The sequence below is a fragment of the Parabacteroides sp. CH2-D42-20 genome (assembly GCF_003670185.1).
In the GTDB taxonomy this organism is placed as follows: Bacteria; Bacteroidota; Bacteroidia; order Bacteroidales; family Tannerellaceae; genus Parabacteroides; species Parabacteroides distasonis.
In genome coordinates this window covers 31,893-57,493 of record NZ_RAYG01000026.1, presented here as the reverse complement: position 1 = coordinate 57,493, position 25,601 = coordinate 31,893, and the positions used below count along the sequence as shown (strand labels likewise).

The 25,601-nt window shown below is 48.3% G+C and carries 20 protein-coding genes; 5 read left to right on the top strand and 15 right to left on the bottom strand.

What is annotated here, in order from left to right:
* Positions 1-151 precede the first annotated feature (151 nt).
* The 5 genes from D7V92_RS15485 to D7V92_RS15465 form a co-directional block, all read right to left on the bottom strand.
* Positions 152-1,441, bottom strand: coding sequence for a nucleotide sugar dehydrogenase (locus D7V92_RS15485; protein ID WP_121773242.1), 1,290 nt, complete (start codon positions 1,439-1,441; stop codon positions 152-154).
* Positions 1,442-1,630: 189 nt separating this feature from the next.
* Positions 1,631-2,923 carry a TolC family protein gene (locus D7V92_RS15480; protein ID WP_009276023.1) on the bottom strand — a complete coding sequence of 431 codons (1,293 nt, stop codon included), beginning with the start codon at positions 2,921-2,923 and terminating at the stop codon, positions 1,631-1,633.
* A 5-nt stretch (positions 2,924-2,928) separates the two neighbouring features.
* A complete protein-coding gene (locus D7V92_RS15475; protein WP_005868335.1) occupies positions 2,929-5,973 on the bottom strand; it encodes an efflux RND transporter permease subunit in 3,045 nt (1,014 codons plus the stop codon).
* A 10-nt stretch (positions 5,974-5,983) separates the two neighbouring features.
* Positions 5,984-7,033 (bottom strand): efflux RND transporter periplasmic adaptor subunit, encoded by a 1,050-nt coding sequence (locus tag D7V92_RS15470; protein WP_008778321.1) that lies wholly within the window; start codon positions 7,031-7,033, stop codon positions 5,984-5,986.
* Positions 7,034-7,126: 93 nt separating this feature from the next.
* A complete protein-coding gene (locus tag D7V92_RS15465; protein WP_121773241.1) occupies positions 7,127-8,140 on the bottom strand; it encodes a DNA/RNA non-specific endonuclease in 1,014 nt (337 codons plus the stop codon).
* Between the two features lie 236 nt (positions 8,141-8,376).
* Between D7V92_RS15465 and D7V92_RS15460 the strand changes: the two genes are divergently transcribed.
* Entirely contained in the window at positions 8,377-9,435 is a 1,059-nt protein-coding gene (locus tag D7V92_RS15460) for an ankyrin repeat domain-containing protein (protein ID WP_008771966.1), read from the top strand.
* A gap of 177 nt (positions 9,436-9,612) precedes the next feature.
* Here D7V92_RS15460 and D7V92_RS15450 read toward each other — a convergent pair whose 3' ends face one another.
* Complete coding sequence (locus D7V92_RS15450; protein WP_121773240.1) at positions 9,613-10,668, bottom strand: DUF1848 domain-containing protein; 1,056 nt, start codon at positions 10,666-10,668, stop codon at positions 9,613-9,615.
* Positions 10,669-10,790: 122 nt separating this feature from the next.
* Here D7V92_RS15450 and D7V92_RS15445 point away from each other — a divergent pair, with 122 nt between their 5' ends.
* The 3 genes from D7V92_RS15445 (at position 10,791) to D7V92_RS15435 (ending at position 12,415) form a co-directional block, all read left to right on the top strand.
* Positions 10,791-11,327 carry a flavodoxin family protein gene (locus D7V92_RS15445; protein WP_087342912.1) on the top strand — a complete coding sequence of 179 codons (537 nt, stop codon included), beginning with the start codon at positions 10,791-10,793 and terminating at the stop codon, positions 11,325-11,327.
* A gap of 18 nt (positions 11,328-11,345) precedes the next feature.
* Positions 11,346-11,534: a cyclophilin-like fold protein gene (locus tag D7V92_RS15440; RefSeq protein ID WP_121773271.1), complete on the top strand. Its 189-nt coding sequence runs from the start codon at positions 11,346-11,348 to the stop codon at positions 11,532-11,534.
* 239 nt (positions 11,535-11,773) lie between these two features.
* Positions 11,774-12,415, top strand: coding sequence for an HU family DNA-binding protein (locus D7V92_RS15435; protein ID WP_121773239.1), 642 nt, complete (start codon positions 11,774-11,776; stop codon positions 12,413-12,415).
* Positions 12,416-12,455: 40 nt separating this feature from the next.
* On the opposite strand, the gene D7V92_RS22505 is transcribed toward D7V92_RS15435, so the two are convergent.
* From D7V92_RS22505 to D7V92_RS15395, 9 genes are all read right to left on the bottom strand, one after another.
* Entirely contained in the window at positions 12,456-12,824 is a 369-nt protein-coding gene (locus D7V92_RS22505) for a DUF6169 family protein (RefSeq protein ID WP_226766850.1), read from the bottom strand.
* Positions 12,825-12,952: 128 nt separating this feature from the next.
* On the bottom strand, positions 12,953-13,117 hold the full coding sequence (locus tag D7V92_RS22275; protein WP_005856488.1) for a hypothetical protein: 165 nt from the start codon (positions 13,115-13,117) through the stop codon (positions 12,953-12,955).
* A gap of 110 nt (positions 13,118-13,227) precedes the next feature.
* Positions 13,228-15,447 (bottom strand): alpha-L-rhamnosidase C-terminal domain-containing protein, encoded by a 2,220-nt coding sequence (locus D7V92_RS15425; RefSeq protein ID WP_121773238.1) that lies wholly within the window; start codon positions 15,445-15,447, stop codon positions 13,228-13,230.
* 142 nt (positions 15,448-15,589) lie between these two features.
* Entirely contained in the window at positions 15,590-18,187 is a 2,598-nt protein-coding gene (locus D7V92_RS15420) for a family 78 glycoside hydrolase catalytic domain (RefSeq protein ID WP_121773237.1), read from the bottom strand.
* Positions 18,188-18,308: 121 nt separating this feature from the next.
* Positions 18,309-20,057, bottom strand: coding sequence for an alpha-L-rhamnosidase C-terminal domain-containing protein (locus D7V92_RS15415; RefSeq protein WP_057328506.1), 1,749 nt, complete (start codon positions 20,055-20,057; stop codon positions 18,309-18,311).
* 3 nt (positions 20,058-20,060) lie between these two features.
* Complete coding sequence (gene rhaD / locus D7V92_RS15410) at positions 20,061-20,861, bottom strand: rhamnulose-1-phosphate aldolase (RefSeq protein WP_057328507.1); 801 nt, start codon at positions 20,859-20,861, stop codon at positions 20,061-20,063.
* An 11-nt stretch (positions 20,862-20,872) separates the two neighbouring features.
* Positions 20,873-21,898, bottom strand: a complete 1,026-nt coding sequence (rhaT, locus tag D7V92_RS15405) for an L-rhamnose/proton symporter RhaT (RefSeq protein WP_121773270.1) — start codon at positions 21,896-21,898, stop codon at positions 20,873-20,875.
* A complete protein-coding gene (locus tag D7V92_RS15400; RefSeq protein ID WP_005856475.1) occupies positions 21,898-23,157 on the bottom strand; it encodes an L-rhamnose isomerase in 1,260 nt (419 codons plus the stop codon). Before D7V92_RS15400 ends, rhaT begins: the two co-directional genes overlap by 1 nt.
* Positions 23,158-23,195: 38 nt before the next feature.
* Positions 23,196-24,617: a rhamnulokinase family protein gene (locus D7V92_RS15395; protein ID WP_121773236.1), complete on the bottom strand. Its 1,422-nt coding sequence runs from the start codon at positions 24,615-24,617 to the stop codon at positions 23,196-23,198.
* Between the two features lie 94 nt (positions 24,618-24,711).
* Between D7V92_RS15395 and D7V92_RS15390 the strand changes: the two genes are divergently transcribed.
* On the top strand, positions 24,712-25,599 hold the full coding sequence (locus tag D7V92_RS15390; protein ID WP_121773235.1) for an AraC family transcriptional regulator: 888 nt from the start codon (positions 24,712-24,714) through the stop codon (positions 25,597-25,599).
* The last annotated feature ends 2 nt before the right edge of the window (positions 25,600-25,601 follow it).

Below are 25,601 nucleotides of genomic sequence, written 5' to 3'. Positions count from 1 at the left end.
GTATTAGTCTTTAAGGCAAAAAGATTGTTTAGGTTATCTGCATGCAAAGATGGGCTAATTAATATAATTGAGCAAATAAAAAAAGATATTGTACAACACATTTTTTTAAGTTTATCGAAATTTCTTTGCAGCTTGTGTTACTTTTTAACAATTACAAGCTCCAATAGATCATCTGATGGATGCGACCTCGATAGACTCCTTTCACGTCCGCCAACACGGCATGTTCGTTCGTGATCGACATGAAGTAGGACTCATCCAGCTTCAAATAAGTCGTATGAGCGACAGCTACCACTACTGCGTCATATTTCTTCCCGGGCCTCTCTACTAACCGGATACCGTACTCTTGCAATACCTCAAAAGGGGAAGCGAACGGATCCATCACATCGACCTCGGCTCCGAAGTCCTTAAACTCATTGATAATATCGGCTACTTTCGAGTTACGTATATCCGATACGTTTTCCTTAAAAGTCATACCCATCACCAACACATGCGCTCCTAGGATATTTTTCCCCTGCGAGATAATCTTTTTCACGACCTTCTTTCCGATATACCGTCCCATGGAATCGTTCACGTAGCGACCGGAGTTGATCATCTTCGTGTGATATTGCAATTCTTTGGCTTTATGCACCAGATAGTAAGGATCTACCCCTATACAATGCCCACCTACCAATCCGGGAGAGAAAGGCAGGAAATTCCATTTTGTTCCGGCGGCTTTCAAGACATCAAACGTATTTACCCCCATTCGATCGAAAATAATGGAAAGCTCGTTCATAAGGGCTATATTCACATCACGCTGGGTATTCTCGATAATCTTGGCGGCTTCGGCTACCTTGATACTAGGCGCACGGTGCAACCCCGCTTGAACGACCAGCTTATAGACGTCCGATATCGTTTCCAAAGCTTCGGCATCGCAGCCAGAAACGATCTTCACGGTATTTACCAAGGTATGTACCTTATCACCCGGATTGATTCGTTCCGGTGAATATCCAACCTTAAAGTCCTCTCCTACTCTCAACCCTGAAACCTCCTCCAAGATCGGGATGCAATCCTCTTCCGTACATCCCGGATATACGGTAGATTCGTATACTACATAATCGCCTCGTTTAAGGACTTTGCCTACCGTGCGGGTCGCACCCAACAAAGGGGATAGATCCGGCTCGTTATGGCTGTCTATCGGGGTAGGAACAGCTATCACGTAAAAAGAAGCCTCCCTTAGCTTCTCTATAGAAGAAGTAAATGTGATGTCCTTATGTTCAAATACCTCAGAGGAAAGCTCACCACACGGATCTATACCGTTCCGAAGCTTGTCCAAGCGATCCTCGTTGATATCAAATCCGATAACGGAAACATGTTTAGCGAATTCCATCGCGATAGGAAGCCCGACATATCCTAGTCCGATTAGGGCAAGTTTTGTTTGTTTATCTAGTAACTTTGTATACATCTTATTATTTCATCATTCTACTTAAAAAGTCCGGATTCCGACGAGTATCCCAAACAGACAAGATTGTATGCAAATGTAGCAATCTTCAGTTTACCTAACGGAATAAAGGACGTTTTATTTCATAAAGAAGGTCCCTTATCTCGTTTTCAAAATAAGGGACCTTGTCTTCTAAGTATAAATATGTTTCTTTTACTGCAAACGGCGAATACCTATAGCCTTGTTATATTGGGCTAAAGAAGCCTTTTGCTGATACCAAGTCTGGATCAAGCTACTGTAAGACTGAATCCATGACAATTGGGCGGAGAGCACATCCAAGATCGGTAGTTTACCCTCGTTGTAGCTGAAGGTATTCAAATCAAGGTTCTCCTCGGCAATCTTACAAGCCTCTTCCGCGACGGTAATTTGTTTCGTATACTCGGTTAGGCTTGTCCATGCGTTCGCTACCTCTTGAGCGATCTTATCACGCGTATTGTCCAAGGCGTATTCCTTACTACGAAGGATGGCCTTCTGGGAATTTACCTCCTTGAAACGGGCTCCCCAACGGAACAAAGGTATCTTCAAGGAAGCGAAGACGGCCGGAGTCCACAACTGGTCCGAACCTTTCACGTTCAACATCGGCGTACCCCAAGTACCTTGAAAACCGATCGCCAAAGACGGGTTATATTTCGCCTTCGACAAATTGATCTGTCTCTTTTGATACTCTATGTTCAACTCGGAAATAGCGTAGTCCGGACGATTCCGAAGAGCTACATCCTCTCCTACTTGCAACGGCAAGGCCAGATAGGTCGTAATGGAATCTTCCACCTCGATCGGGTCTAACGGAGACACACCCATCAATGAGTTCAAGTTCTGTAACGCGATCTGATATTCCTTATAAGCCGAGCTTTTATTCAATTCCGCTTCTTTCAAGCGGGACTCCACTTGCAATAAATCGGTCTTGCTGATCTGGCCGTCATTGAAACGGATCGTCAACACGTTCGCCAACTCCCCGACAATGTCTACATACTGACACATCACATCGTACATACCTTTACGTGCGGCGGCCGTCCAATAGTTCAAATCGGCGGAATAAACGATATTATCCGTTGTCAATTCTTCCGCTTGCTCGGTGATCTTGCCTTGTACCTGAGCTGCCTTATAGTTATTATAGATCTGTCCGCCGGCATAGATGGGCTGGCTCACCGTAGCGCCTAGGCTATACGTATTATGGTCCATCTCTACGGACATGCCCGGTCCGAAATCCAAATCATATTTATTGATACGGTACTGATAACTGCCGGAGAAGTCCACCGAAGGGAAGAAACCGGTCTTAGCGGCCTTGATCGCATGCTGCATAGCGATACGCTCCTCAGAGCTTTGCTTGATCTGACGGCTGTATTCAAGGACCCGTTCCTTATATTCCACAGCCGATAGCCGGGCGTCTTGCGCTTTAGCGGACAAGGCACCCAACAATAAACAACCTATGATTATTTTATTTCTCATACCTTTTACTCTGATTTAATCTTAAAGAAAACACAATAAGTAACCGGAAGCACGAAGATCGTCAAGATCGTAGATACGAACAGACCACCCATGATGGTAGCCGCCATACCGGCGAACATAGCGTCACCCAACAACGGCAACATACCTAAGATCGTCGTACCGGAAGCCATCGTCACCGGAACGATACGGGTTTTCGTTGCCTCTATCACGGCATTCACCGGAGACAAGCCCGCGTTCAATTGTAAACCGATCTCGTCCACCAGCACGATCGCATTCTTGATATTCATACCGATCAAGCCCAACAGACCCAGCATAGCAAAGAAGTCGAGAGACTTACCGAACACCAACAATCCCAATACCACACCAATGAAGATCAACGGCAGCATCGCCATGATCAATACCGGTTTCCGGTAATATTTCGGGAATAAGAATAACAAGGTGACATAAATCAAACCGAACATCAACGGGATATTAGCGGCGATCGCCTTATTACCTTTATCTTGCTCGGATTGCTCACCGAAATACGTCATCTTATATCCTTCCGGCACCTGAATCTTCTCCTGTACCTCTTTCCACAAATGACTGAAAGCAGCCATCGTATTGGCGCCACGCTTCGGCTCACACTGCATAAGCATACACGGCTCACGGTTGAATCGTCTCACTACGTTAAACTCATAATCCAGCGAGAAATCATCGATCACCTGCTCCACTTTTACCGAACGGCCTTTAGCGCTATAAACCGGCAAAGTCTTTATATCATTCAGACTGATAGAATCCTTATCCGCATCTTTCAGTAAGATCGGCATAAACACGTCGCCCTCACGATACTCACCCAAAGGTACGCCATTCGTAGCCGAACGCAAGGAATAAGCCACCTGCTGACGGGTAATACCCAGACGCAAACCTTTCTCTTGGGAATATAGCGGCTTCCATACCGGAACCTTGTTACCCCAACTATTGCGAACCTCCATCACCTGATCATAATTCCGGGCGATCTCCTGCGCCCTTTGCGTCAAGGCAACCAACGTATCTACGTTATCGCCGATAAAACCGATCTCGATCGCCGCATCCGGAACCGGAGACAAGGCGAACAAAGCCGAACGGGTCAATATATTCGGATAGTTAGCGACCATATAATCGTAGAACTTACCCTCTTCCGCTTGCGCATCCTCCGGATCTTGTGTCTCGATCAACACATTGGCGAAGTTTGGCTTCGGACCGATAGAAGAACTGGCCAAGTAATAACGCACCGGCGAACCTCCCAAGGTAAACGAGTATGATTTGATATTCTCATTCTTGCTGAGATATTCCTCCTCTATCTTCTTCACGTTCGTCTCCACGTCGTAGATGCTATATCCTTCCGGGAAGATCAAGTCCGCACGGAAATAAGGCTTGCTCATGATCGGGAAGAAACTCTGCGGCATGATGCTCATCACGAACAAGGAAAGGAATAACGTAGCTACCACGGTAGAGATCGTTACATATCTACGCTTGATCAAACGGCCCAATACCGACTCAAATTTATGATACAGCTTCGTATCGTACGGGTCTTTGCTCTCACCCGGTTTCGCCTCTTTCAAGATAAAATTACCGAAGGTAGTCGTTTGCGTCAAGGCCAAGACCCAGCTTAATCCCAAGGATACCGCCAATACGATAAACAACGGTTTCACGATCTCGGCCACGGATGCCGGTGCCAAGTACATCGGCAAGAAAGAACATACGGCGATAAAGGTAGCGCCCAACAACGCCCACTGCGGTTTCGTCGCGCCATCGATCAACGCCTGATAACGGGAAAGTCCCCGCTTGATACCGACTTGGGCATTATCCGTCACCACGATAGCGTTATCCACCAACATACCCATAGCGATAATAAAGGCCGCCAACGAGGTTCGGTTCAAGCCGACACCCCAGATCAACATGATCAATAAGGTACCACCTACCGAGAACAACAACGAACTACCGACCAACATACCGGCACGAGACCCCATCACGATAAAGATAATCACGATAACGATCAACAACGACTCGATCAAGTTCAAGATAAAACCGTTGTTCGCCTCATCCGCGATCTTGTTCTCCGGATAGATCGTTTTCAGGTCCATACCCACCGGGAACAGCTGCTCCATCTCCGCTAAATGATCCGCCACGGCGTTACCCACGGCAACCACATCGTCTTTCGAACCGGTAGCGACACCGATACCGATGGCACGCTTACCGTCCACACGCATCAGGTTCGAGGGAGGGTCCATATAACCACGCTCTACCGTAGCGATATCTCCCAAACGAACCTCACCGCCACTTTTCGTCACGATCAATTGGTCCCGGATATCTTGTATATCCTTATACGTACCTTCCGCACGCAAACGCAATTGATAATTACCGGTATTGATATCTCCCGTATTCACCAACAAGTTCTGCGTTTGCATCACCTGCTGGATAGCGTTCGGGTCGATACCTAGGTTAGCCAGTTTCGGGATAGAGATCTTTACGTTGACAACTTGTGTCTGTTCACCGAATAGGTAGACCTTCTGTACACCCGGTACAGGAGATAGCTCCGTCTTGATCTTTTGCGCCCAATTACGCAGGTCGTCGTAAGTATATCCCTCATCGGCCGTCAAGGCATAATAAATTCCGAATACGTCACCGAAGTCATCACTAACGGATATCGAGGAGGCGCCAGACGGAAGGCGGGGCTGTATATTCGCCACCTTACGACGCAACTCGTCCCACTTGACCGGCATATAATCCGGAGACAAGGTAGGCTGCAACTCAATAGAAATCTTGGACATACCGAAATAAGACTCAGATTTGATCTGGAACACATCCGACATAGCCTGAATCTCCCGTTCGATCGGCTCAGTCACCAGCTTCTCCACCTCCTGAGGTGTCGCTCCCGGATATTGGGTAACCAAAACCGCTTGCTTGATTACGAAGGGAGAATCTTCCTTCTTCGGCAATTTAAAGAAAGAATATATACCACCTATCAGCATGACCGCTAGGAAAAAGTATATAATCTTCTGATTCTCTAAGGAATATTTTGGAATATTCATTGTTTATCTCTTAATCTGTTAATACTTTTACCTGTTGTCCATCCACCAAACGAGTGGCTCCGGCTGAGACAACCTGTTCGCCGGGTCGCAAGCCATCCGTTACGATCACGCCATCCTTGCCGATCAGCATAGACTCGGTAATCTTGCGACGCTCAACCTTTTGAGACTGCCCATTATAAACAAACACATACTTATCGCTATTGGCATCGTCAGCCACGACAGCGGCTAGCGGAACCAATACGGCGCCTTGCGTGAAACTCTCGCTATCCACGTTCAAGATCACACGGCAAGAGAAACCTACGGCTACCTTATATTTCTCTAAATTAAAGTTCGGATCGTCGATATACAGATATACGGGAACGCCGGAACCATCCGGAGAGGCTTCCACGTATTCTTTCACCTTCGCCTTGAAGCGAACGCCCTTGTAATTATCGAATTCCACATAAACAGAATAAGGAGAAGAGAAGTAATTGATATTACTCTCCGGCATCGTAAACACGACCTGTAACTTATTCGGGTTGATCAAGCAAACGATTCCTTGTCCGGCCTGTACCTTCTGGTAATTCTCCACATATTTCTTCTGGATAAATCCATCGAACGGCGCACGAAGCTTTGTCTGGTTCAATGTATTTTGCGCATACTCGAAAGCCGCCTTGGCATTTGAGTAAGAGGCTTCCGTAGACTCATACTCTTGTTTGGAGATAGCTTGTTTGGACAATAACTTCTTCGCACGTTGCAATTGCGCCTCAGCGGTCTGGAAAGACGCTTTCTTCGCCTCATATTCCCATTTAAAGTCCAGCGGATCAATCTCGGCCACGATCTGTCCCGTACGGACCTTCTGGCCTTCATCCACGTTTAATGAGATCAGCGGGCCGGACATCTTAAACGCCAAATCACTGAATTGATCGGGCGATACCACTCCACTGAATGATTTCTCAACCATGTTCAGAGAAGTAACGTCCGCCAATTTAACTGGACGAGGACCTTGCTCCTTAACGGGTGGTTGACTACAGGAAACCAATGCTGCCAAAACAAACACAGGGATTAATTTTCCTTTCATGATAACTTGCATTTTGTTATTTAATTATGATTTCTTTTTCTTCACAGTAAATATAAAACATTCTCGCCTAGAGATTGTTGAGCATAACGTGCCTTAAAAAGACCAACTACCATCATTCACGTATGCTTCCATCGGATTTTCTATCGAATCAGGCAAAGAAGGGAAAAAATCAATTCCGGTAACCTTCTCAACGCTATCGATAGGGATCATCATCGATTTCAACGGAGTCTTTCCATAGTCTTTATTATCAAACAGAAAACCTACCCCTTCCGGTTTACCGTTCGTTATCGTACAGATTACCTTATAAAAGGTCTTCGGGATTCCCACCCGATTCTTGCCTAACCGTTTCAGGTCGTCCGTGATCACCGGGCCGGTCACGATCAACAAAGAGCCATTCTCTTTCGCCCACAAACGAGCCTGCTCTTCCAGATCTTTCCAGATACCCCGGTTCAAGCCGGGCTTTTGCGGACAGATATTACTTAGGTAGAACGATTCCCGCATGGCCTTGGCGGACCATTTCATATCGCCGGCAGGCGCCATATGTCCTCGGTCATAGCCGGAACGGGTATAGTCCTCGTTCGTGGCGCTAGCCCCTTTCACCATGGGGTCCGAGACGAACTTATTAGACCGCTCGTTCTTCTTACTTGTCGCCTCTTTCGAGGTCAGTTCATAGGCTACCCAATTGGCGATCTTATAATCGGAATTATAAGAAACCGTATAGCCCTCATGCTTTATAACCTGCTCTTTTTGTTTATTCTTTAGTCTCGGTATCTCAGCTCCCTCTTGAAAAGTATAAGCGGAGGTCTCTTTCTTTGGGTTCGTCGTTTGCTTGTTTTTCGTCGCTTGCGCGGCTTTCTTACCCGATGTTCCGGAACCGCCCTTGTCCGAGATATTCGGACGGACTATTGTCTCCCCCCGATCCTGTTTCTTCTCTACAGGCCGTGTCTTGGATACCGGATAAAACCAGTTATATATGAATAATACACCGATAAAACAAACAACTACCGCAAAAGCGCCAAGAAGCATCTTCTTTACAGAAGACATGAATGATGATGCCCGCTTCTTCTTGCTTTTCCGGGGTTGAGGCTTACCTTTCTTTTTTGCCATACCTAAAACTTCCTATTCTTAACCTTTCGTATTGGGCGCAAAAATAGATAAATCCGGCATGTTATACAACACTATTCTAGGATAGTATTGGTCTCGATTACTATAAAAGACGGCTTAATTTAATGCAGACAGCATCCGGTGCAAATTCTTAGGGAAAATCATCGGTGGAATAATAAATATCTGTAACTTTGCTTACGGTAACAGAGTGGTATTTAATTTGTCAACAAATATTTCTTATGGAAGAACTCTTTCGACTCGTACGGGATGAAAACGACATTGACAAAGCCTTGTCTATGATTCGTTCGGGCTACATGCTGGAACCGTCTTACAAGGACCAATACAATTGCAGTCTCTTGTTCCATGCCGTTTATCGGAAAAGCCTGGAGCTGGTCAAAACACTGGTGGAAAAAGGCTTTGACGTGAATGACAGGTTGCCCGATGGTGCGACACCCTTGATGTCTGCGGCCAAAAACAATGTCATCGACATTGCAGAATACCTGCTGGAGAATGGGGCGGAGCTGGATGCGTGTGACGAGGAAGGTTGGACTGCCTTGATGACTTCCGCTTCTTTCAAACATTTCGACATGATGCGTTTTTTGGTTGAAAAAGGCGCAAATATTCATGCAAGAGCCAACTGGGGATACACAGTCCTGTTCTATGCCGTGATAAAAGGAAGCCTTGCCGATGTCCGATACTTGGTAGATAAAGGTGCGGACGCCAACGATAAGAACGATGGCGACCGAACCGTACTGATGGACGCGGTAACAAGAAACGACCCGGAAATGGTACGTTTTCTCATAGAACGAGGTGCCGATGTGAAGATACGGACAACTGAAAACAACTGTTGCGTGTTGGGAGAAGCCGCCCGTTGGGCTAACGCGGAGATTGTGCAACTGTTAATTGAGCATGGCGCGGATGTCAATAATGTCGATACGATGGGAATGACCCCATTGTTGTATGCTGCCACACACGATAATGTCGAAGCTGCCCAAATGTTGATAGAAAACGGAGCTAACCTAGAAGCTCGCGAACGATATAAAGGTTTCACCCCTTTGCTGTATGCCTGCCATTTGCTCAAGCCGAAAATCATACCTTTGCTGGTAGAGAAAGGGGCAGATTTAAACGCAAAAGACAAGAAAGGCAAGACCCCATTGGGGAATGCCTGCAAAAAAGGAGGGCTTGAAATAGTGAAGTACTTAGTGGAACATGGAGCTGGTTTACAGGTCGGCAAAAAGAATGTAGCGGATGTGGTAAAAGACAAAGCGATCAAGCAGTATCTTTCCGAATTGCCATGAATCTCATATTGAATCAGACAATCCTTAATAAATTACTGTAGTTATGTCAATGCATGCAATAGAAAGTTTGGTGGAATATTCCGTAATAACCATAGCGACCGCTTCGCCTGTTCCGCCTACGGCACAAAGACTGCGGGTACACGGCCTTGCGAGTTCGTGACGAACTGGAAAAATCGGTTATCTCTCCCTGCTCTCACCGGAGCAATTGCCCGAACCCGAGCGTTCTGAACACTGAGCCACATTCTTTTGTACGCATTCCCTACTTGTATTGGCATAACAATAGACACAGAAATGGCGGCAAGTGTTATACCTACCGATATCTTTGCTTATCATGCAACCACAGGCTTTCCGTTGGCCTTTGTCTTTTAGGTCTTTGCGTTTGTCGGGTAAAGCGGGAAACGTACCAAAAAGATCCGGTTCGGGTAATTGGCCTGTTCGAAGATAATAAACCAATTCATAATCCTCCCCAAACACACGCTCCATTAAATCACCGTCGATACACCGGTTATGCTCAATGCCATAAACCGTAAGGTCAATATCCTCGGCACAAGTAGCGAGTGTCACATTCCAACCAGTAGAAGCCCAAATTTCCCTCAACTTCACCAATCCCTCTACAGTTTCTTGACGTTGCATCGCATTCATCTCAGCGGTTTCCACATCCTCTTTCGTAAAGCAATTCGTCTCTTTTATAAGATTGTTCTGTACCTTACGATACGCCTTTACATCTACGAAACTGAACACGAGCTTATCAGTATATCCTTTCAACTGATTGCCGATCTTCCAAATACGGCTAAGCAGGACACGAGGCGTGATAGATGGAGTTATAATCAATGGGTCGAATCGCCAGATCACCCGTTCCTTCCCTATCATTTCCGACAACTCCCGAAATGTCTCCACCCGTTGCGTAACGCTCGGCACATTCGGCTCAAAGCCTTCGCTCACATAGTCATTCAACGTGAACTGGAAATAATAATGGATACCCCTCCTATCCAACTCATGCAAATAAGGTAATATCGGCTTCGGGTTCTTTGTCCAAAACACGATTGCCTTACACCGCTCAAACGACACATACATCTTCCGCCGATTAAACGGATTATACCAAACACAATACCCCTTGGCCAAACGATTAAAGAACCACTTGACATAAAAGGCCGGGATATCCGTTGACCGGCTGGCCGAAATGATGATGGGAGCAAGTGCCTCGACTTGCTCACCGGAGTCCGTTGTGATCATTCTTCCGTATTATTATGTAATTAGGGTCATAACATCCGTAATTTGTCTACCGCAAGATAGGGATTATCTCGCTATTTTTGTATCCTAAAAATGAATGTAGAACCTAATAAATAACAGTAAACATGAAAAATGTATTGATTTTATCTTCCAGCCCCCGTCGTGGAGGCAATTCCGATACGCTATGCGATGAGTTTATGCAAGGGGCGATCGAAAGCGGTCATCGTGTGGAAAAGGTTTTTCTGCGAGACAAGACCATTCACCCCTGCACGGGATGCGGCGTGTGCAGCCAATACAAGAAGCCTTGTCCACAAAAAGATGACGCGGCAGAGATTATCGGAAAGATGCTTGCCGCCGATGTGATCGTGATGGCTACGCCGGTCTATTTCTATGCCATGAGCGCACAGATGAAGACGCTGATAGACCGTTGCTGCGGTCCTTATACCGAAATGAAAAACAAGGAGTTTTACTTCATCGCCACGGCCGCTGAAGACGATAACGGCATCATGGATCGCATTGTAGCCAACTTTATGGGATTCCTCGACTGTCTGGAGAACCCGACCGTGAAAGGAACGCTATTCTGCGGTGGTGTGTGGCACGTGGGCGAGGTCGAAGGGAACCCGACCTTGAGGCAAGCATACGAGCAGGGAAAACGAGTATAATACTCTTGATCGCGACCAATACGTCCGGGTATAATCCATACAAGCGACCTACTTCTATGGGGAGCGAATACGGTAGTCCTTTTCTACAAGACCTTTTCCTCGTCTTACAGCTATACCCGTTTAGGGAAGATAGAGAATCCCGCAGGGTTGGTCGACGTACTTGGCAGAGGAAACGTGAGGGTTGCCCGCTTCTCCCTAAGTAAATAATGCTCCGATACCGCATAAATACCTTATCGGTAGCAGATGAATTCTTGTTCGCATACTGTATAATTCTACAAACCACGACGTGGTCCGTACAGATCAAGACGTGGAATATACAAATCACGACGCGGTCTATACATTCCACAGTGATAATTTGGAAATAGATCAAGTAATAAGTATATTTGTATATAGTAAGAAGAATGTTTTTAACTTGAAGATACGAACAATTATACCTAGTAGCAGTTATGGCAGAATATATCAAGCAAGAGATGTGCGACCTGAACGGGACGGGGGAAAAGCCGGTGTATTATCGGATGAAGATACAACGGAACATGGACATGGAGGATTTCGTGGAACGGATCACCTACCCCGGATCGGGCTTGAGCAGGGGTAGCGTAATACAGGTGATGACGACAGTAGCGGAACATCTGGCCTATTGCATGGCGGAAGGGCAGTCGGTCACGTTGGATGGCATCGGTACGTTCACGCCCCGCCTAGGCGTAGCGAAGGACAAGGAGATCGACTCGCTGGATGGTGACGAACCGAAGCGTAACGCACGGAGCATCGAGGTGAATGGTATCAACTACCGGGCCGACAAGGAACTGATACGGGAGACTAACCTGCGTTGCGATTTAAGACGGGGAGGTATCAGCCGTGTCCGGAAATCGCCCTTCACCGAAGAGGAACGCCGGACACGGGCATTGGATTACCTGGATGAACACCCATTCTTGCGCATACAAGACTACATGGCTGTCACCGGACTAAAACGTAGTAGCGCAAACCGTGAGCTACTACGCCTCAGTAGCGACCCGACGAGTGGGATCACCATATCGGGTTATGGAAGCCACCGGGTGTATGTCCGCAGGAAAACAGAGGGCGATCACTAATCCACCCAATGGTGCCCCGGGCCGGAGAAAATACATACATTTACTCCGGCTTTTGACTAAGCATTTGTATCGTTTCAGTAAACTCCGCGACTATAGACTTCAAATTGGGATTATCGAGTCGAATAATAATCGCCGCATAATTCTGTATCCCATCTGCATCTCGGATGTCCGCAGACATGAAAGCGAAATCAGATTTACGCGGCGAGGAATGAAACCAAAACTCAAAAAGGCGATTGCGCATACTCTGCTTGCTATCTCCTGTCTCACAAATATACAACAGAGTTGTATTAGAACATTCGAAAAACTCATAGACTATCGCCATTATCGCCCGCCTCAACTTAGAATCACGAGGAGACTTTCTATTATTCGTATTAGCAATAATAAATTGATAGGATTCATCACTAAGCATCAATTCGTCCTCAAGAAAACTGACATAATAAATCACACCAAAGTCCGTAACAAACCGGAAACACATAGAATCCCTAAGAGCTGTTACCGCATAAGGAGAATTAGAATTTATACGTTCAAGGTTAAGGCTTACCATACTTCAAAATAAGTAGCTTCTTGCCCTGTACGTTTCTTAAACTCTTCTTTCATCTCTTTTTCCAGTTTAGCTACATACTCTCGCTTCAGCTTCCGTGCGGTCTCCAACCGACGCAAAGCCTCTTCTCTGGTAATCTTGCTATTTTTCTCTTTTTCCATATCCTTCGATATAATACTTATATATTACAAATGTAGGATAAATTCCGTTCTTTACCAAAATATTTATTCTTTGCTTCTGTTTTTGAGAAATATAACAAACACACAGATCACTAATCCACTTGATGGTGCCCCGGGCCGAGATGCTTGCGGGTACCATTTGGCTTTATCAGTTCGGCGGAGGTGCCTTCCGGGATTTGGAGATCGAACTTCATTCGCTTGCCTTTCTTCTTGATACTTACTTGGATGGTTCCATAATGAGTCTCTAGACTGGCAGAGGCTTCCGATAAGGAACCCAGTTGAGGCGAGATCTTAAAGGTACGGAAGCCGGGAGAGGTTGGCTCGATACCGCAGACCTTCTGGCTCAATAAGGTAAGCGGGCCACCGCTCCAAGCGTGATTGATCGTGCCGCCACCGAAGCCCTCGGCTCCGATGCCCCATCCCTCGAACAAGGTCGTATATTCGGCATAATCCAGCATACGGGTGTAACGTTGCTTCATCCGTTCCAAGGCAAACGTCGGCTCGCCCATCTGGAAAAGGGCCTCTAGGACATACTTCTCCATATAAGGGCTGGCGTGATACTCCTTTTTAAGCACCTTCGTCAGCGCCGGATACTTATCTTTCGAGGCCAGCCCGGAAACAACCGCCATGGCTTGGGAGCGATCGTCCGTCTCCCCTTTATAGCCGGGGGAGCGATAGGCGGAACCTGTCCAGAACTTCGTGTCGAAACAACGTTCTATGCTACGCATCATCTGGGAGATCTCATCGGCATCCTTATCCTTGCCGAGTTGCAGGGCGAAGGCTCGCTCCGCTTTCAAGGCCAGATAATACCAGCAATTGGTCAATACACCCATATCGACGTGCTCGCCCCAGTCGCCCCAACTCCAAGCGCCTTGACGCTCGATCACCAAGCCACTCTTATCGACTTGCCAGACCTCGTGCAGGTAACGGCGCATCCGGTCGTATATCACCGGAACGAAACTACTGTCGGCACTATAATAATATTGTGTATAAAAACCGTACCAACCGATAGACGCCAACATCTGTAAAGGAAGCTCCTTATCCCAATTACCCGCCGGAACCGGAGAGTAGAGCGTTCCGTCCTCCCGCTGCCAATTCATTAATTCATGGATGCCTTTTACGGCTAGTTTCTGCCCGGACGGAGAAAAGGCGTAGAAAGCCTCGCCTAGCTCATTCACCTCGTCGCCCCACCATTGGGCACGTTCACGATCCGGACAGTCCATATAATTATCACGCATCGTTATGTATAAGGTGCGGGCAGAACGTTGCCAAAGCTCGTCGTAGAACGGGTCGTCACAATGGAAAGAGCCGGCGAGGTCCGTGTTGTAACCGGTCTCACGGTATTTCACATCCAGCACCTTCACGCCCTCGGGGATGATGTAATAGACCTCATGGCCGTTCATCCAGCCATAGCTTTCGTATTCCTGCTCACCCTCATGGGTAATATATTCGGCACGTACGTTGCGCTCGCTTCCTCCCTCGTAATTATCCATCCGGATGTGGATAGTCTTCCCGGCCTCCGCCTCTACTTTCAGATACGGAGTGATCTGGGCATTATAGGGCAAACGACAGAACAGGGTATCGCCTCTCAAGGATTCCCGGACGGATACATAGGATAACAGGCCGCTGTTTTTCCACTGGGGTATCGGACGTTCCACCAGCTCCCCGAAAGGAGCTTTCCCCGCCTTACCGACGCAGACCGCCCCCGGAAGGGAACCTTCGAAACTCGTACGGTTCCAGTTTGTTATCGCTTGACGGGCATCGAAGCGGATATTACTCTCCGGCATACGGTAATTCGGGAAAGGGGCCTCGGTATTTTGATAAGCCTCATACAAGGCGCACTGCCAGCTCGCGTCGGAGACGATCTCCAGTCCCGGAGCGATCGCCTCGAATAACAAAGCTGCTTTCCCGCTGTTAATATGACTGAAACCGTCTTTCCCGAAATGCCAGAGCAAGATAGCGATGGTGTTCGAGCCTTTTGTCAGGTAAGGGGCGATATCTACCGGATCGTAATAAGTCCCGGAAGGAGAAGGTCCTCTTTTCAAGCCACCCTCAAAGATAACCAGTTGGTCGTTGATCCAAAGCCAATACTTGGAATCGGCGGCGATACGGGCGATGAGTTGATTCGGGACATCCGTCACAGCGAATGATTTACGGTAGATCAACCAAGTATTCGTAGCGCTTTGGCAACGCTCGGTATTGATCCATTGGGCTTTCCAAGGGAAGGCAGCGGGACAACTGTCCGAGGCAGTCACTTTTATCCAGCTGAAAGATAGGAGAAACAATAGAAGAGCAAGAAGTAGCTTGTTCATACGTTTAATCTTTAAGGTTCTCAATTATTTGCTTTCGAAATCCCCAGTTGTAGAGACGGGGCACGCCCCGTCTCTACAACTAGGTAAAATAAGCCAATATAGGCGATGTCATTACCGGCTTACTAAAGTCATACGGTTCTTATCACACCGGATATGAAAACGTATGCGTACCGGCGGATACGGTCTCGGTCTGATCGCCTACCACGATATCGGCGGAGCAATCAGCCGGAATCGTCACGGTAAGCATAACCTTATCCCCTTCCCGTTTCCATTCGCTGGCGATACGGCCGCGTACGGAATGGTACTCACCTTTCGCCCAATCCAGTTCTTTCACGAAATGAGGCGTGATACGGATATGACGGAAGCCCGGAGCCGAGTCGTCATGATTGATACCGGCCAGCTGGTTCATCATCCAAGCGGAGACATCTCCCATAAAGACATGGTTCAAGGAAGCGTCGGCAAACTTCGGACTAAGTGTCCACGTCTCCGGCAATGTGGAGTAACCCATCGTCTCTACCCAATATCCCCAAGAAGGTGCCTCGGTCTTCGTGATCATCTTCATGGCATCCTCGATATAGCCATATTTCGTAAGCATGGCCGGAACGGTCTTACTGCCTAATAGACCAAAATCCAAGAAATAGTTATTTCCCGCTACCACCTCACGCAGCTTATCCGCCACGAGTTGTTCCTTTCCTTCCGGTACAAGTCCCAGATACAAGGCCAAGGCTTGCGCCGTTTGGGTCCCTTCGGCATACACACCGGTCTCGGCGTTGAAGAACTTCTGGTTGATCAAGGATTTGAGCGTATTCGCTTTCTCTTGATAAGGAGCGGCGTCCTTGCCCAGCAAAGAGGCGAAGCGAGCCATCAACTTATAATCCAGATAATAGTAGGCGGTAGAGGTATATTCATTATTCGTCGTAGCTTTCCAATACACCCAGTCACCCAAGCCAAACGGCAAGTAACCGTCTTTCTCTTTCGTCTTCAAATAATCCAGATATCGCAGCATCGTAGGATATAAGCGTTCTATACTGCGAGACTCGCCATAATAATCATACAAGGCGTTCGGGATGATAAACATGACAGCGTCCCAAACCGGACCCGGCCACTCGCCATATCCCCAACCGCTGGAAGGAATGATACCGGAAATCTCACCCGCCTCACGCTGGTTATCGATAATATCATTCATCCATTTCTCATAAAGCGTGATACCATCGAAGCCCAGCAAACCGAGGTCGATCGCGATATGCGCATCGGCTGTCCAGCCATTCTTCTCCCGTTGCGGACAATCGGTCGGGATACTGTGCAGGTTACTGCGGTAAGCCTGCATCGTAGCCTCCCATATCTTATTCAATAGAGGATTCGAACAAGCGAAGGAACCGGACGGACGGACATCGGTATGCATAAACAAGCCGGTCAAGTTCTCTTCCGTTAAAGTAACGGGACGGCTACTCTCCACCTCCACGTATTGGAAACCGTGATAAGAGAAGGAAGGCATGAAGATCTCCTCCTCTCCCGTACCTTTCAAGGTAAAGACATCCATCTGGAATACCTCGTCCAGTTTGACCGGATGATAATATACATTGATATTGCCTTGCTCCAAGCGACCGTCTTTCTTCAACAACTCACCATGTTTTAACGTGATACGGGTTCCCGCCTCACCTTTCACCTTCAAGCGGCAAAGGCCGGACATGTTCTTCGGGAAAGAATATACATATAACTGATCGGAGAAACGTTTCATCGACACGGGCCTCACCTCTTCCGTGATACGGATTCCCGGCATTTGCTGGGCTACCAACAGAGGTGCCGGAGCCTGCGCCGGAAGTGCCGCTTCCCATTTACTATCGTCGAAATGAGCGGTTTTCCATCCGGCCTCTTCCAGCCGGGCATCGAATTTATCGCCGCTGTATATATTATTATAGGTATAGGCCCCGGTGGAAGTCTTCCAAGTCTCGTCCGAACCAATCACCTCCGTCGTACCATCCGTATAGGTAATACGCAACTCACATAGCAGGCGGGGACGATTCCGCCAGCGTGCCTCATGAAAATTCCAGACCGCCACGGACTGCTCATTGTACCAGCCGTTTCCCAGAACAGCGGCCACGGCGTTGTCGCCTTGCTTCAGCAAAGAGGTAACATCATGCGTCACGTACAAAATACGTTTATCGAAATGCGTATACCCCGGGTCCAGATAATTCGTTCCGACCCGCTCGCCATTGATGAATAGCTCATGATACCCGGCGGATGCTACGTACACACGGGCATCCTTCACTTCCTTGCCTACCGGGAAAGACTTGCGGAACAGAGGGGCAGGCTCGAACTCCTTATCCTTATGATCGGTAATCCAAGAGGCGGACCAATCCGAGGGATCGAACTTAGCGGTCTCGAAAGAAGCCGTCTCCGAGGTAGCGCACGGACGCCCTTCACCATCCCATACCGTAACATTCCAGTAATAACGGGTATGAGGTTTCAGGGCCATTCCCTCCGCATAGGGCCGCAAGTCGTCCGGACTCGTACCGATCCGTACCTCATAGCGGGAAGCCTTAAAGCCCTCCTCATTTCCGGAGTATTCCCATGTAAAGCGAGGAGACGAAGTATCCAAGCCGATAGGCTCCGTAAGGTATTCCGTACGGAGATTCGTAGGTATCGTTAATTCATTATTGCTTTTGCAACCGCCTAATAAGAGGGCGGCGAAAGCGTAGATGCAAATAGTTTGTTTCATATATTCTATAATTATATACATTCAACATATCCAGTTGTAGAGACGGGGCGTGCCCCGTCTCATCCCAGCTAAATGGCAACTTAAATACTATCAGTCTATGGTGAGACGGGGCACGCCCCGTCTCTACAACTAAGTATAAGAGCTACGGATTAACTCGTATCTCTTCAGGAGCGTTGATATGGCTTATCACCTTGCCGTCCGCACCTTTCTCATGTCGGATCTCAATCACCCCATAAGGCGTGGGAAACGTACCTTCCACCCATTCGAGATCTCCCAGATGTGGGATGATACGTACCGTACGGCAACCCGGTTCCACCACTTGTACGCCCAATACGTACTCGCTCAACCACGATGTGGGGCCCGAAGCCCATCCATGGCACAAGCTATGGCGGAAACCTTGATAGCAATACGCCCCATAATCCCCATGAATGTCTTTTTTCCCAGCGGGGACCAGCTCATCAATACGCCCTGCGTCAGGAAGCCATTCCATATTGAAATCCTCCCAAAACGTCGTAGCACCTACATCCAGCATAGCTCCCCAATACGTACGGATCACATCTAACGCACCTTGGTAATTACCAGCCAACGCCATCGCCCGTAGCATATAATACCCGTAAAACGTAGAGAAGCCTTTCGCCCCGTCCACCGCCAAGCAACGCTCGTTCGCCTCCTTAGCATCCATGATACCCGCCAGAGCCATCAAGGCGGCGGCCTGTTTATCCCCGGGCGTAATCCGATCTTTCTCCGAAGGGAACCGGGATTTCTTCCGAAGGGAAAACTCAATAGCTTTGGAAGCTACCGCACGGCACTCCGAGGCCAACGCATCCTCGCCTAAAACGGTACATAACTCCTCTCCCGCACGCATGGCTTGTATCATCAGCGATTGAAGGCCGGCATCGATAGCGGGTGTATTCTCACTGGAAGGCCAATCCAAGAAACGGTTCCCATCCAGTCTCTCTTGTCCGCTTGGGTCAACCTTCGAGATCAAGTGACGCAGCAAAGCAGTCATATAAAAGCGTTGCTCTTGTAGATACGCAAGATTCCCTTGGTAATAATACCAATCCCGCTGAATCAACAACCACCAGATCGAGTACGAACTGATACCGTTCATCCAACTAGGCAGCGGCGTAATATCCCGAATCAAATCCAAGCTCTTAGGAACCACCTCATTATAACCGAAGACGGTACTGACCGTCATTACCTCCGGATGTAAATCCCCCACCCAGACCAGACGATCCCGTTTTACGCCGTCCCATAGATATTCCTGCATATTCAAGTGGACCGTGTACGCACCTGTCTTCCAGATCCGGTTCAACCGCTCGTCATTACAACGGAAAGAGCCCAGATAAGGAATATCCCGGAACGTGGAGATCGCACGGACCTCTTTTAATTGCAACTCCGTAGAATCACCCAATACATCAATACGCACGAAACGGAAACCGGAATTACCGATCTCCTGCACGCCCAGCCAAGGGAGCGATACCACGAAATCCCGCATCGCATGATCGTTGCTCGCCCCGTTCGCGCCATCGATCTCGCACATAGCCTCACTAACGGACTCGCCGAAACGAACCCGCACGGAAACCGGATCGTGAGACGGCGGCATACCGGTCACCAGCTGAAGGCCGCCTTGCAACTCCTTCCCGAAATCAAGCAGCAAAGCGGGATGTTCGGTTGGCGTACTTTTCAACACACACAACCGATTATTCGCCAAATCCGACTGTCCGTTGCCCGGAACAAGCAAATGGTTCGCTCCCGTAATTCGCGAACTATCTTGCTGCCAGACAATACGGACCGGAGCGATATACTCCCGTGTCCGATGGTCTCGCTGCTGGGCGAACAACGTGAACGAACCGATCCCTATGAATAGAATGATTAATTTCTTTCGCATACGCTAGAGTCCAAAAGCCGGAACCAAGTCATCCAATTGCTGATCCGTCATACCTTCCGGCTCGTAACCGGTCATGCGGGCACTGAAATAGATCTGGGCGGATTTACTCAACGTATCGATCGCATCGAAGCACTCGATCAGGTCCTCACCGACGGCAAGGATACCGTGCTTCTCCCAGAACACCACGTCGTGCTCCTCCAACTGACGGATCGTAGCGTGCGCCAACGCCAAAGTGCCCGGTATCTCGTAAGGAACGATACCAACCCCTTTCGGCACGATAATCCGACATTCCGGGATCATACGCCATAACGTGCGGGTAATCTTCTCCGAATCCAAGAACGGCTTACAATGCGTCATGCCGATAATATCCGTCGGATGCGTATGCAATACCACCCGGTTATCCCGTCCCTTCGCACGCAAGAAATTGTGCATCAACAAATGGGAAGGCAACTCGGAAGTCGGTGGGATCGGTTGCTCCGCTAGGATATCATACGATTTCCCATCGGCGGCGATACGGATCAAAGAGCCGTTGGCGAAAGGATCTTTCGCCACGTAACGCATCCGTTTTCCGGTACCCGTCACATAAAAGACGTGCCCGCATAAGGCCGTCATCGCCTCTTGCAAGGGAATCGAGGAAACCAAAGCCGGCAACGCCTTCTCCTCCTCGCTCAATAAAGTAGTCAGGTTCACCGATATATTCCCGCCGTTTCGCTCAGCCCAACCCTTGGTCCACAAATAGCCGGCGACCTCGGCGATACGATCTATTTCCGCCATCAGGCGTTCATTGTTTCTTAGTATTATCATGTCTATTTTAATTAAACTATATTCAGATATAATAAGGAAAGGATCAAGATACACATGCCGGTAATCAATACCACGATTGTCCGGCGATCCACACCCTTCCATTCTTTTAATAAGATGCCCCAGACATTACTGAAAATAACATTCAACGACATCAGGATACTCCACGAGAAAGCCAGCATAACCGGGGAATCCGAGAAATAGCTCTTTCCCATCCCCAGTCCAAAGAACTGCGAGTACCAAAGCACGCCTGCCAAAGCGCAAAATAAGACATTATTCAGCAATGTACCTCCCGATACCGAGAAATAATCCTTGCCCGTCCCGTTTTTCACGTTCTGGAAAATACAATACACAGCGTTCGTACAAAAGCCGCCCAAAGTAACCAACAGTATCACGGGATTCAAGGCGAACAGATCGCTAGCTCCCGCCTCTCTCGCTTTCGCCAGCACCTCGTTTCCCGATTCCAAACCCAAATTGAAGCAGGCGCTCATCACACCGGCAAGCAAGGCTACCGCCAAGCCCTTAGTCAAGGCAAAATCCTTCACCGCCGCTTTCTTCTCCTCCTCACTCATATTCCGGGCCCGCAGGCTTCCGGCGTAACCGATCACGGCGATACCTGCCAAGGTAATGCAAACACCGGTCAACAGGATCAATCCGGTTCCCTCAAACAGATTCGTTCCACCGAACAAAGCCGGGAAGAGCGTACCGAAACCGGCGCATGTACCCAAGGCGATGCTCTGTCCCAAAGCTACGCCCAGATAACGCATACTCAACCCGAAAGTCAACCCGCCGACACCCCAGAGCATGCCATAGATAACCGCTCCCAAGCTACCCGGCGAACGCCATAGTTCCAGCAAGGTACTCCCTTCCGGTACCGCCAACATCGCTCCGAGATAAGGGAAAACCAACCAAGCGAAGATACCTTGCACCAGCCAAAAGCTTTCCCAACTCCAATCCCGGACCTTATTGATCGGCACGTACGAGCTACTCTGCCCGAAACTGCCGATCGCGATGATCAACAACCCGATCCCGATCTCTATCATTGCCGTCTTGAGGTAACGTCGGACTCATATTTCTCGATCTCAGCGATATAAGACTCTCCTACGGGGACCCCACTTTGCAGACAATACATATCCCAAACCGCACCCCAAGGCAGACTCTTCGCTTCCTCCTGCAAGGCAAGACGCTGGAAATACTTACCCTCATCCTCGTACTGGCGAAGCAAGGCGATCGGCTCCAGCAAAGCGAGCATAAAGGCTTTTTGCGTAGCACGGCTACCAATGACATAAGCACCGATACGATTGATGGTAGCGTCGAAATAATCCAAACCGATATGTACCCGGTCCAAGGCGTCGCAACGCACGATCTCACGAGCTAAATCCTGCACATCGTCATTCAAGATCACGACATGATCGCTATCCCAACGGATCGGACGACTTACGTGCAACATGATCTCGGGCGTAAACAGCAATAACGAGGAAACCTTGTCGGCGATACTTTCCGTCAAATGGAAATGGCCAGTGTCCAAGGTAACGATCTTGTTCTTTTTCGCCCCGTAACCCAAATAGAAATCATAGGAACCTACCGTATAACTTTCCAGACCGATACCGAAGAGTTTCGCCTCGATACAATCTTTCATCCATTTATATTCGGTAGCGAATATCTCATCCAGCGATTCCTCCAAGATACGGCGATAACGTAAGCGGCTGGCCGGTACTTCCTTGCTCCCGTCATGTATCCAAAGGTTCATCATGCAAGGATCGTTCTGGGCTTTACCCATCTCATCGCTGATCCAGCGACAACGCTTCGTATGCTCGATCCAGAAGTTACGGATATCATCGCTGGGGTTCGCCAAGGTCAAATCTCCGCTTTTAGGGTGCGAGAAAGAGGTACTGTTGAAGTCCAACTTAAAATCATTCTCTTTCGCCCATTGTATCCAACTCTCGAAATGATGGGGTTCTACCTCGTCACGGTCTACTTTCTCCCCTTGGAAATCCCCGTAGATCTCATGCAGACTAAGCCGATGATTACCGGGGATATAGGATTTCGCCTTCAATACATCCCGACGCAACTCGTCGATAGTACGGGCACGTCCCGGATAATTGCCGGTCACTTGTATACCACCGGTCAAGGAGCCGCCTTGGTTCTCGAAACCGCTTACGTCATCGGCCTGCCAGCAATGCAGGGATAGGGATATTTTCTTCATATCCTCTAATGCTTTACGAACGTCTACACCTACGGCCGCATAACGTTCTGCCGCTACTTCAAATGCCTGTTGAATTAAACTGTCTTTTGTCATGGTATGATGTTTTTAAATTTATATGATTTGAAAGTGTATCACCTTTCCGGATAAAATTCCTTGGGAGGGAATGCGGTGGCTATCAGTCTTCGCATCTCCCAACAATCCGTCAGTAATCCTGCCGACTTAGCCTGTATCAAGCAATTTCCAATGGCTGTCGCCTCAGACGGGCCTGCCAATACGGGAATACCGATAGCGTTGGCTGTCAATTGATTCAGCAGATCGTTCCGAGAGCCACCACCTATCACATGCAATCGTTCGATCGGATGTGGCGACATCGATTTGAGTATTTCCAGCACCTCTTTATAACGATTCGCCAAGCTATAAAATATACAATGTACATAATCGGCGTCCGAAGCGGGAACAGCCTGTCCGGTTTCCTCACAATAGGCCGTAATCTCACGTAGCATATTCTCTGGATTGGCGAAACGGGGATCATCCGGATTGATCAAAGAAGTAAATTCGCTCAACTCCGCCATCCGAACCATATCATCGTACGAATAATCCAATCCGGACCGCTTCCATTGCTCCCGGCAACGTTCCAAGATCCACATACCTGTAATATTCTTCAAAAAGCGAGTCGTACCCTCGATACCCCCCTCATTCGTGAAATTATTCTTGAAAGAGACCTCGTTGATGATCGGCTTCTCCACCTCGATACCCATCAAGCTCCAAGTACCGCTACTCAAGTAAGCGAAATTAGGAGAAGAAGCAGGAACAGCGGCTACCGCCGACGCCGTATCGTGACCGGCTACGGCGATTACCGGGATTTCCCCGATTCCTGTCTTACGGGCGATCGACTCGCTCAACCGCCCGATCAACGTCCCCGGCATCACCACCGGACACATCAAGGTAGGAGATACACCCACGGCCTCCAAGAGTTTGTAATCGAATTTATGGGTTTCCGGATTCAATAATTGAGACGTGGAAGCGATCGTATATTCACATACCATACGCTCCGTCAACATATAAGCCAAAAGGTCCGGTATGAATAATATCTTTTCCGCCACTTCCTGCGGTATAAACGAGTCTTGCCCCGCCCTGAAAAGCTGGAACAAGCTATTAAACGGCATCACTTGAATACCTGTCCGCTTATAGACCTCTTCCTTGGGAATCCGTTTGAAAAAGTCCTCGGGAGCGCCGTCCGTATAAGGATCTCGGTAAGCACGAGGTAAGCCCAATAAAGAGCCATCCAAAGCCACATACCCAAAATCCACCCCCCATGTATCTATTCCGATCGAGTGCAACCGGATTCTTTGCCGGGCGCATATCGTCAAGCTTTCTATAAGAGAAGTATAAAGATGATAGATATCCCAATAAAACCGTCCGTGTAATTCCACCATCGGATTCGGGAACCGATGGATCTCTTTCATTTCAAATTTGGCATCCTTTAAGGTCCCGAGCACGGCCCGTCCACTGGTAGCCCCTATATCAAAGGCTAGAAAATTATATTCCTTCATGGCTTAACAAAGTTATTTGTTTGACGAAAGCAAAAGTAGAAGCATTATTGCTATATTTGCTTACGAAAATGATTTTAAACCTTTCAAATCTGACATGAACGAACTGCGGAATGATTTACTACGTTACTTGACGATCAGCGCTACGGATGAGGAATGGGGAATCGTCGTCACGACGGTCGGATATCAATTCATCCCGCCGGGTTGCGCCTATCCGCTTTCCCGGCATCCGGAGAAGTATAATTTCAAGCCTCAGACCGGACGCATCCTGAATGAGTATCAATTGGTATATATAACGAAAGGTAGCGGGTACTTTTCCTCCCAGTCTTGTAAATCGCAAAAGATAAACGCAGGGACGATGATCCTCCTTTTCCCCGGGGAATGGCATAGTTATTATCCGGACCGGGAAACGGGATGGGATGAGTATTGGGTAGGTTTCCGGGGCATTCATATCGATAAACGTGTGGAGAAGAAATTCTTTACCAAGGAAGAGCCGCTACACCGGATCGGGCTGAGCGCTACGATCGTCGGACTTTATGAGGATATACTGAAGTTCGCCTCGGAGGAGAAATCCGGTTACCAACAGATGATCTCCAGTATCGTGCTTCATATATTAGGCTCCGTATATTATAAGGAAAAGAACAACTCCTTCACGAACACCTATGTCGTAGATAAAATCAACGAGGCACGTATATTAATGAAGGAGAACATCGAGGACCCATTAAGCCCGGAAGAGATCGCTGCCCATCTTGGTTTAGGTTATTCATGGTTTCGCCGGATGTTTAAGGAATACACCGGCGTCTCCCCCGCCCAATATCAATTACAACAGAAGCTCCTTCGTGCGAAAGAGCTTCTGACTAGTACCCTTTTGACGATCTCCGAGATCGCCTATAGCCTACATTTCGAGAATGCCGGCCAATTCTCCACATTCTTCAAGAAGAAAGAAGGGGTTACACCCTCGGAGTTCAGGGATCGGACGCATTGAGC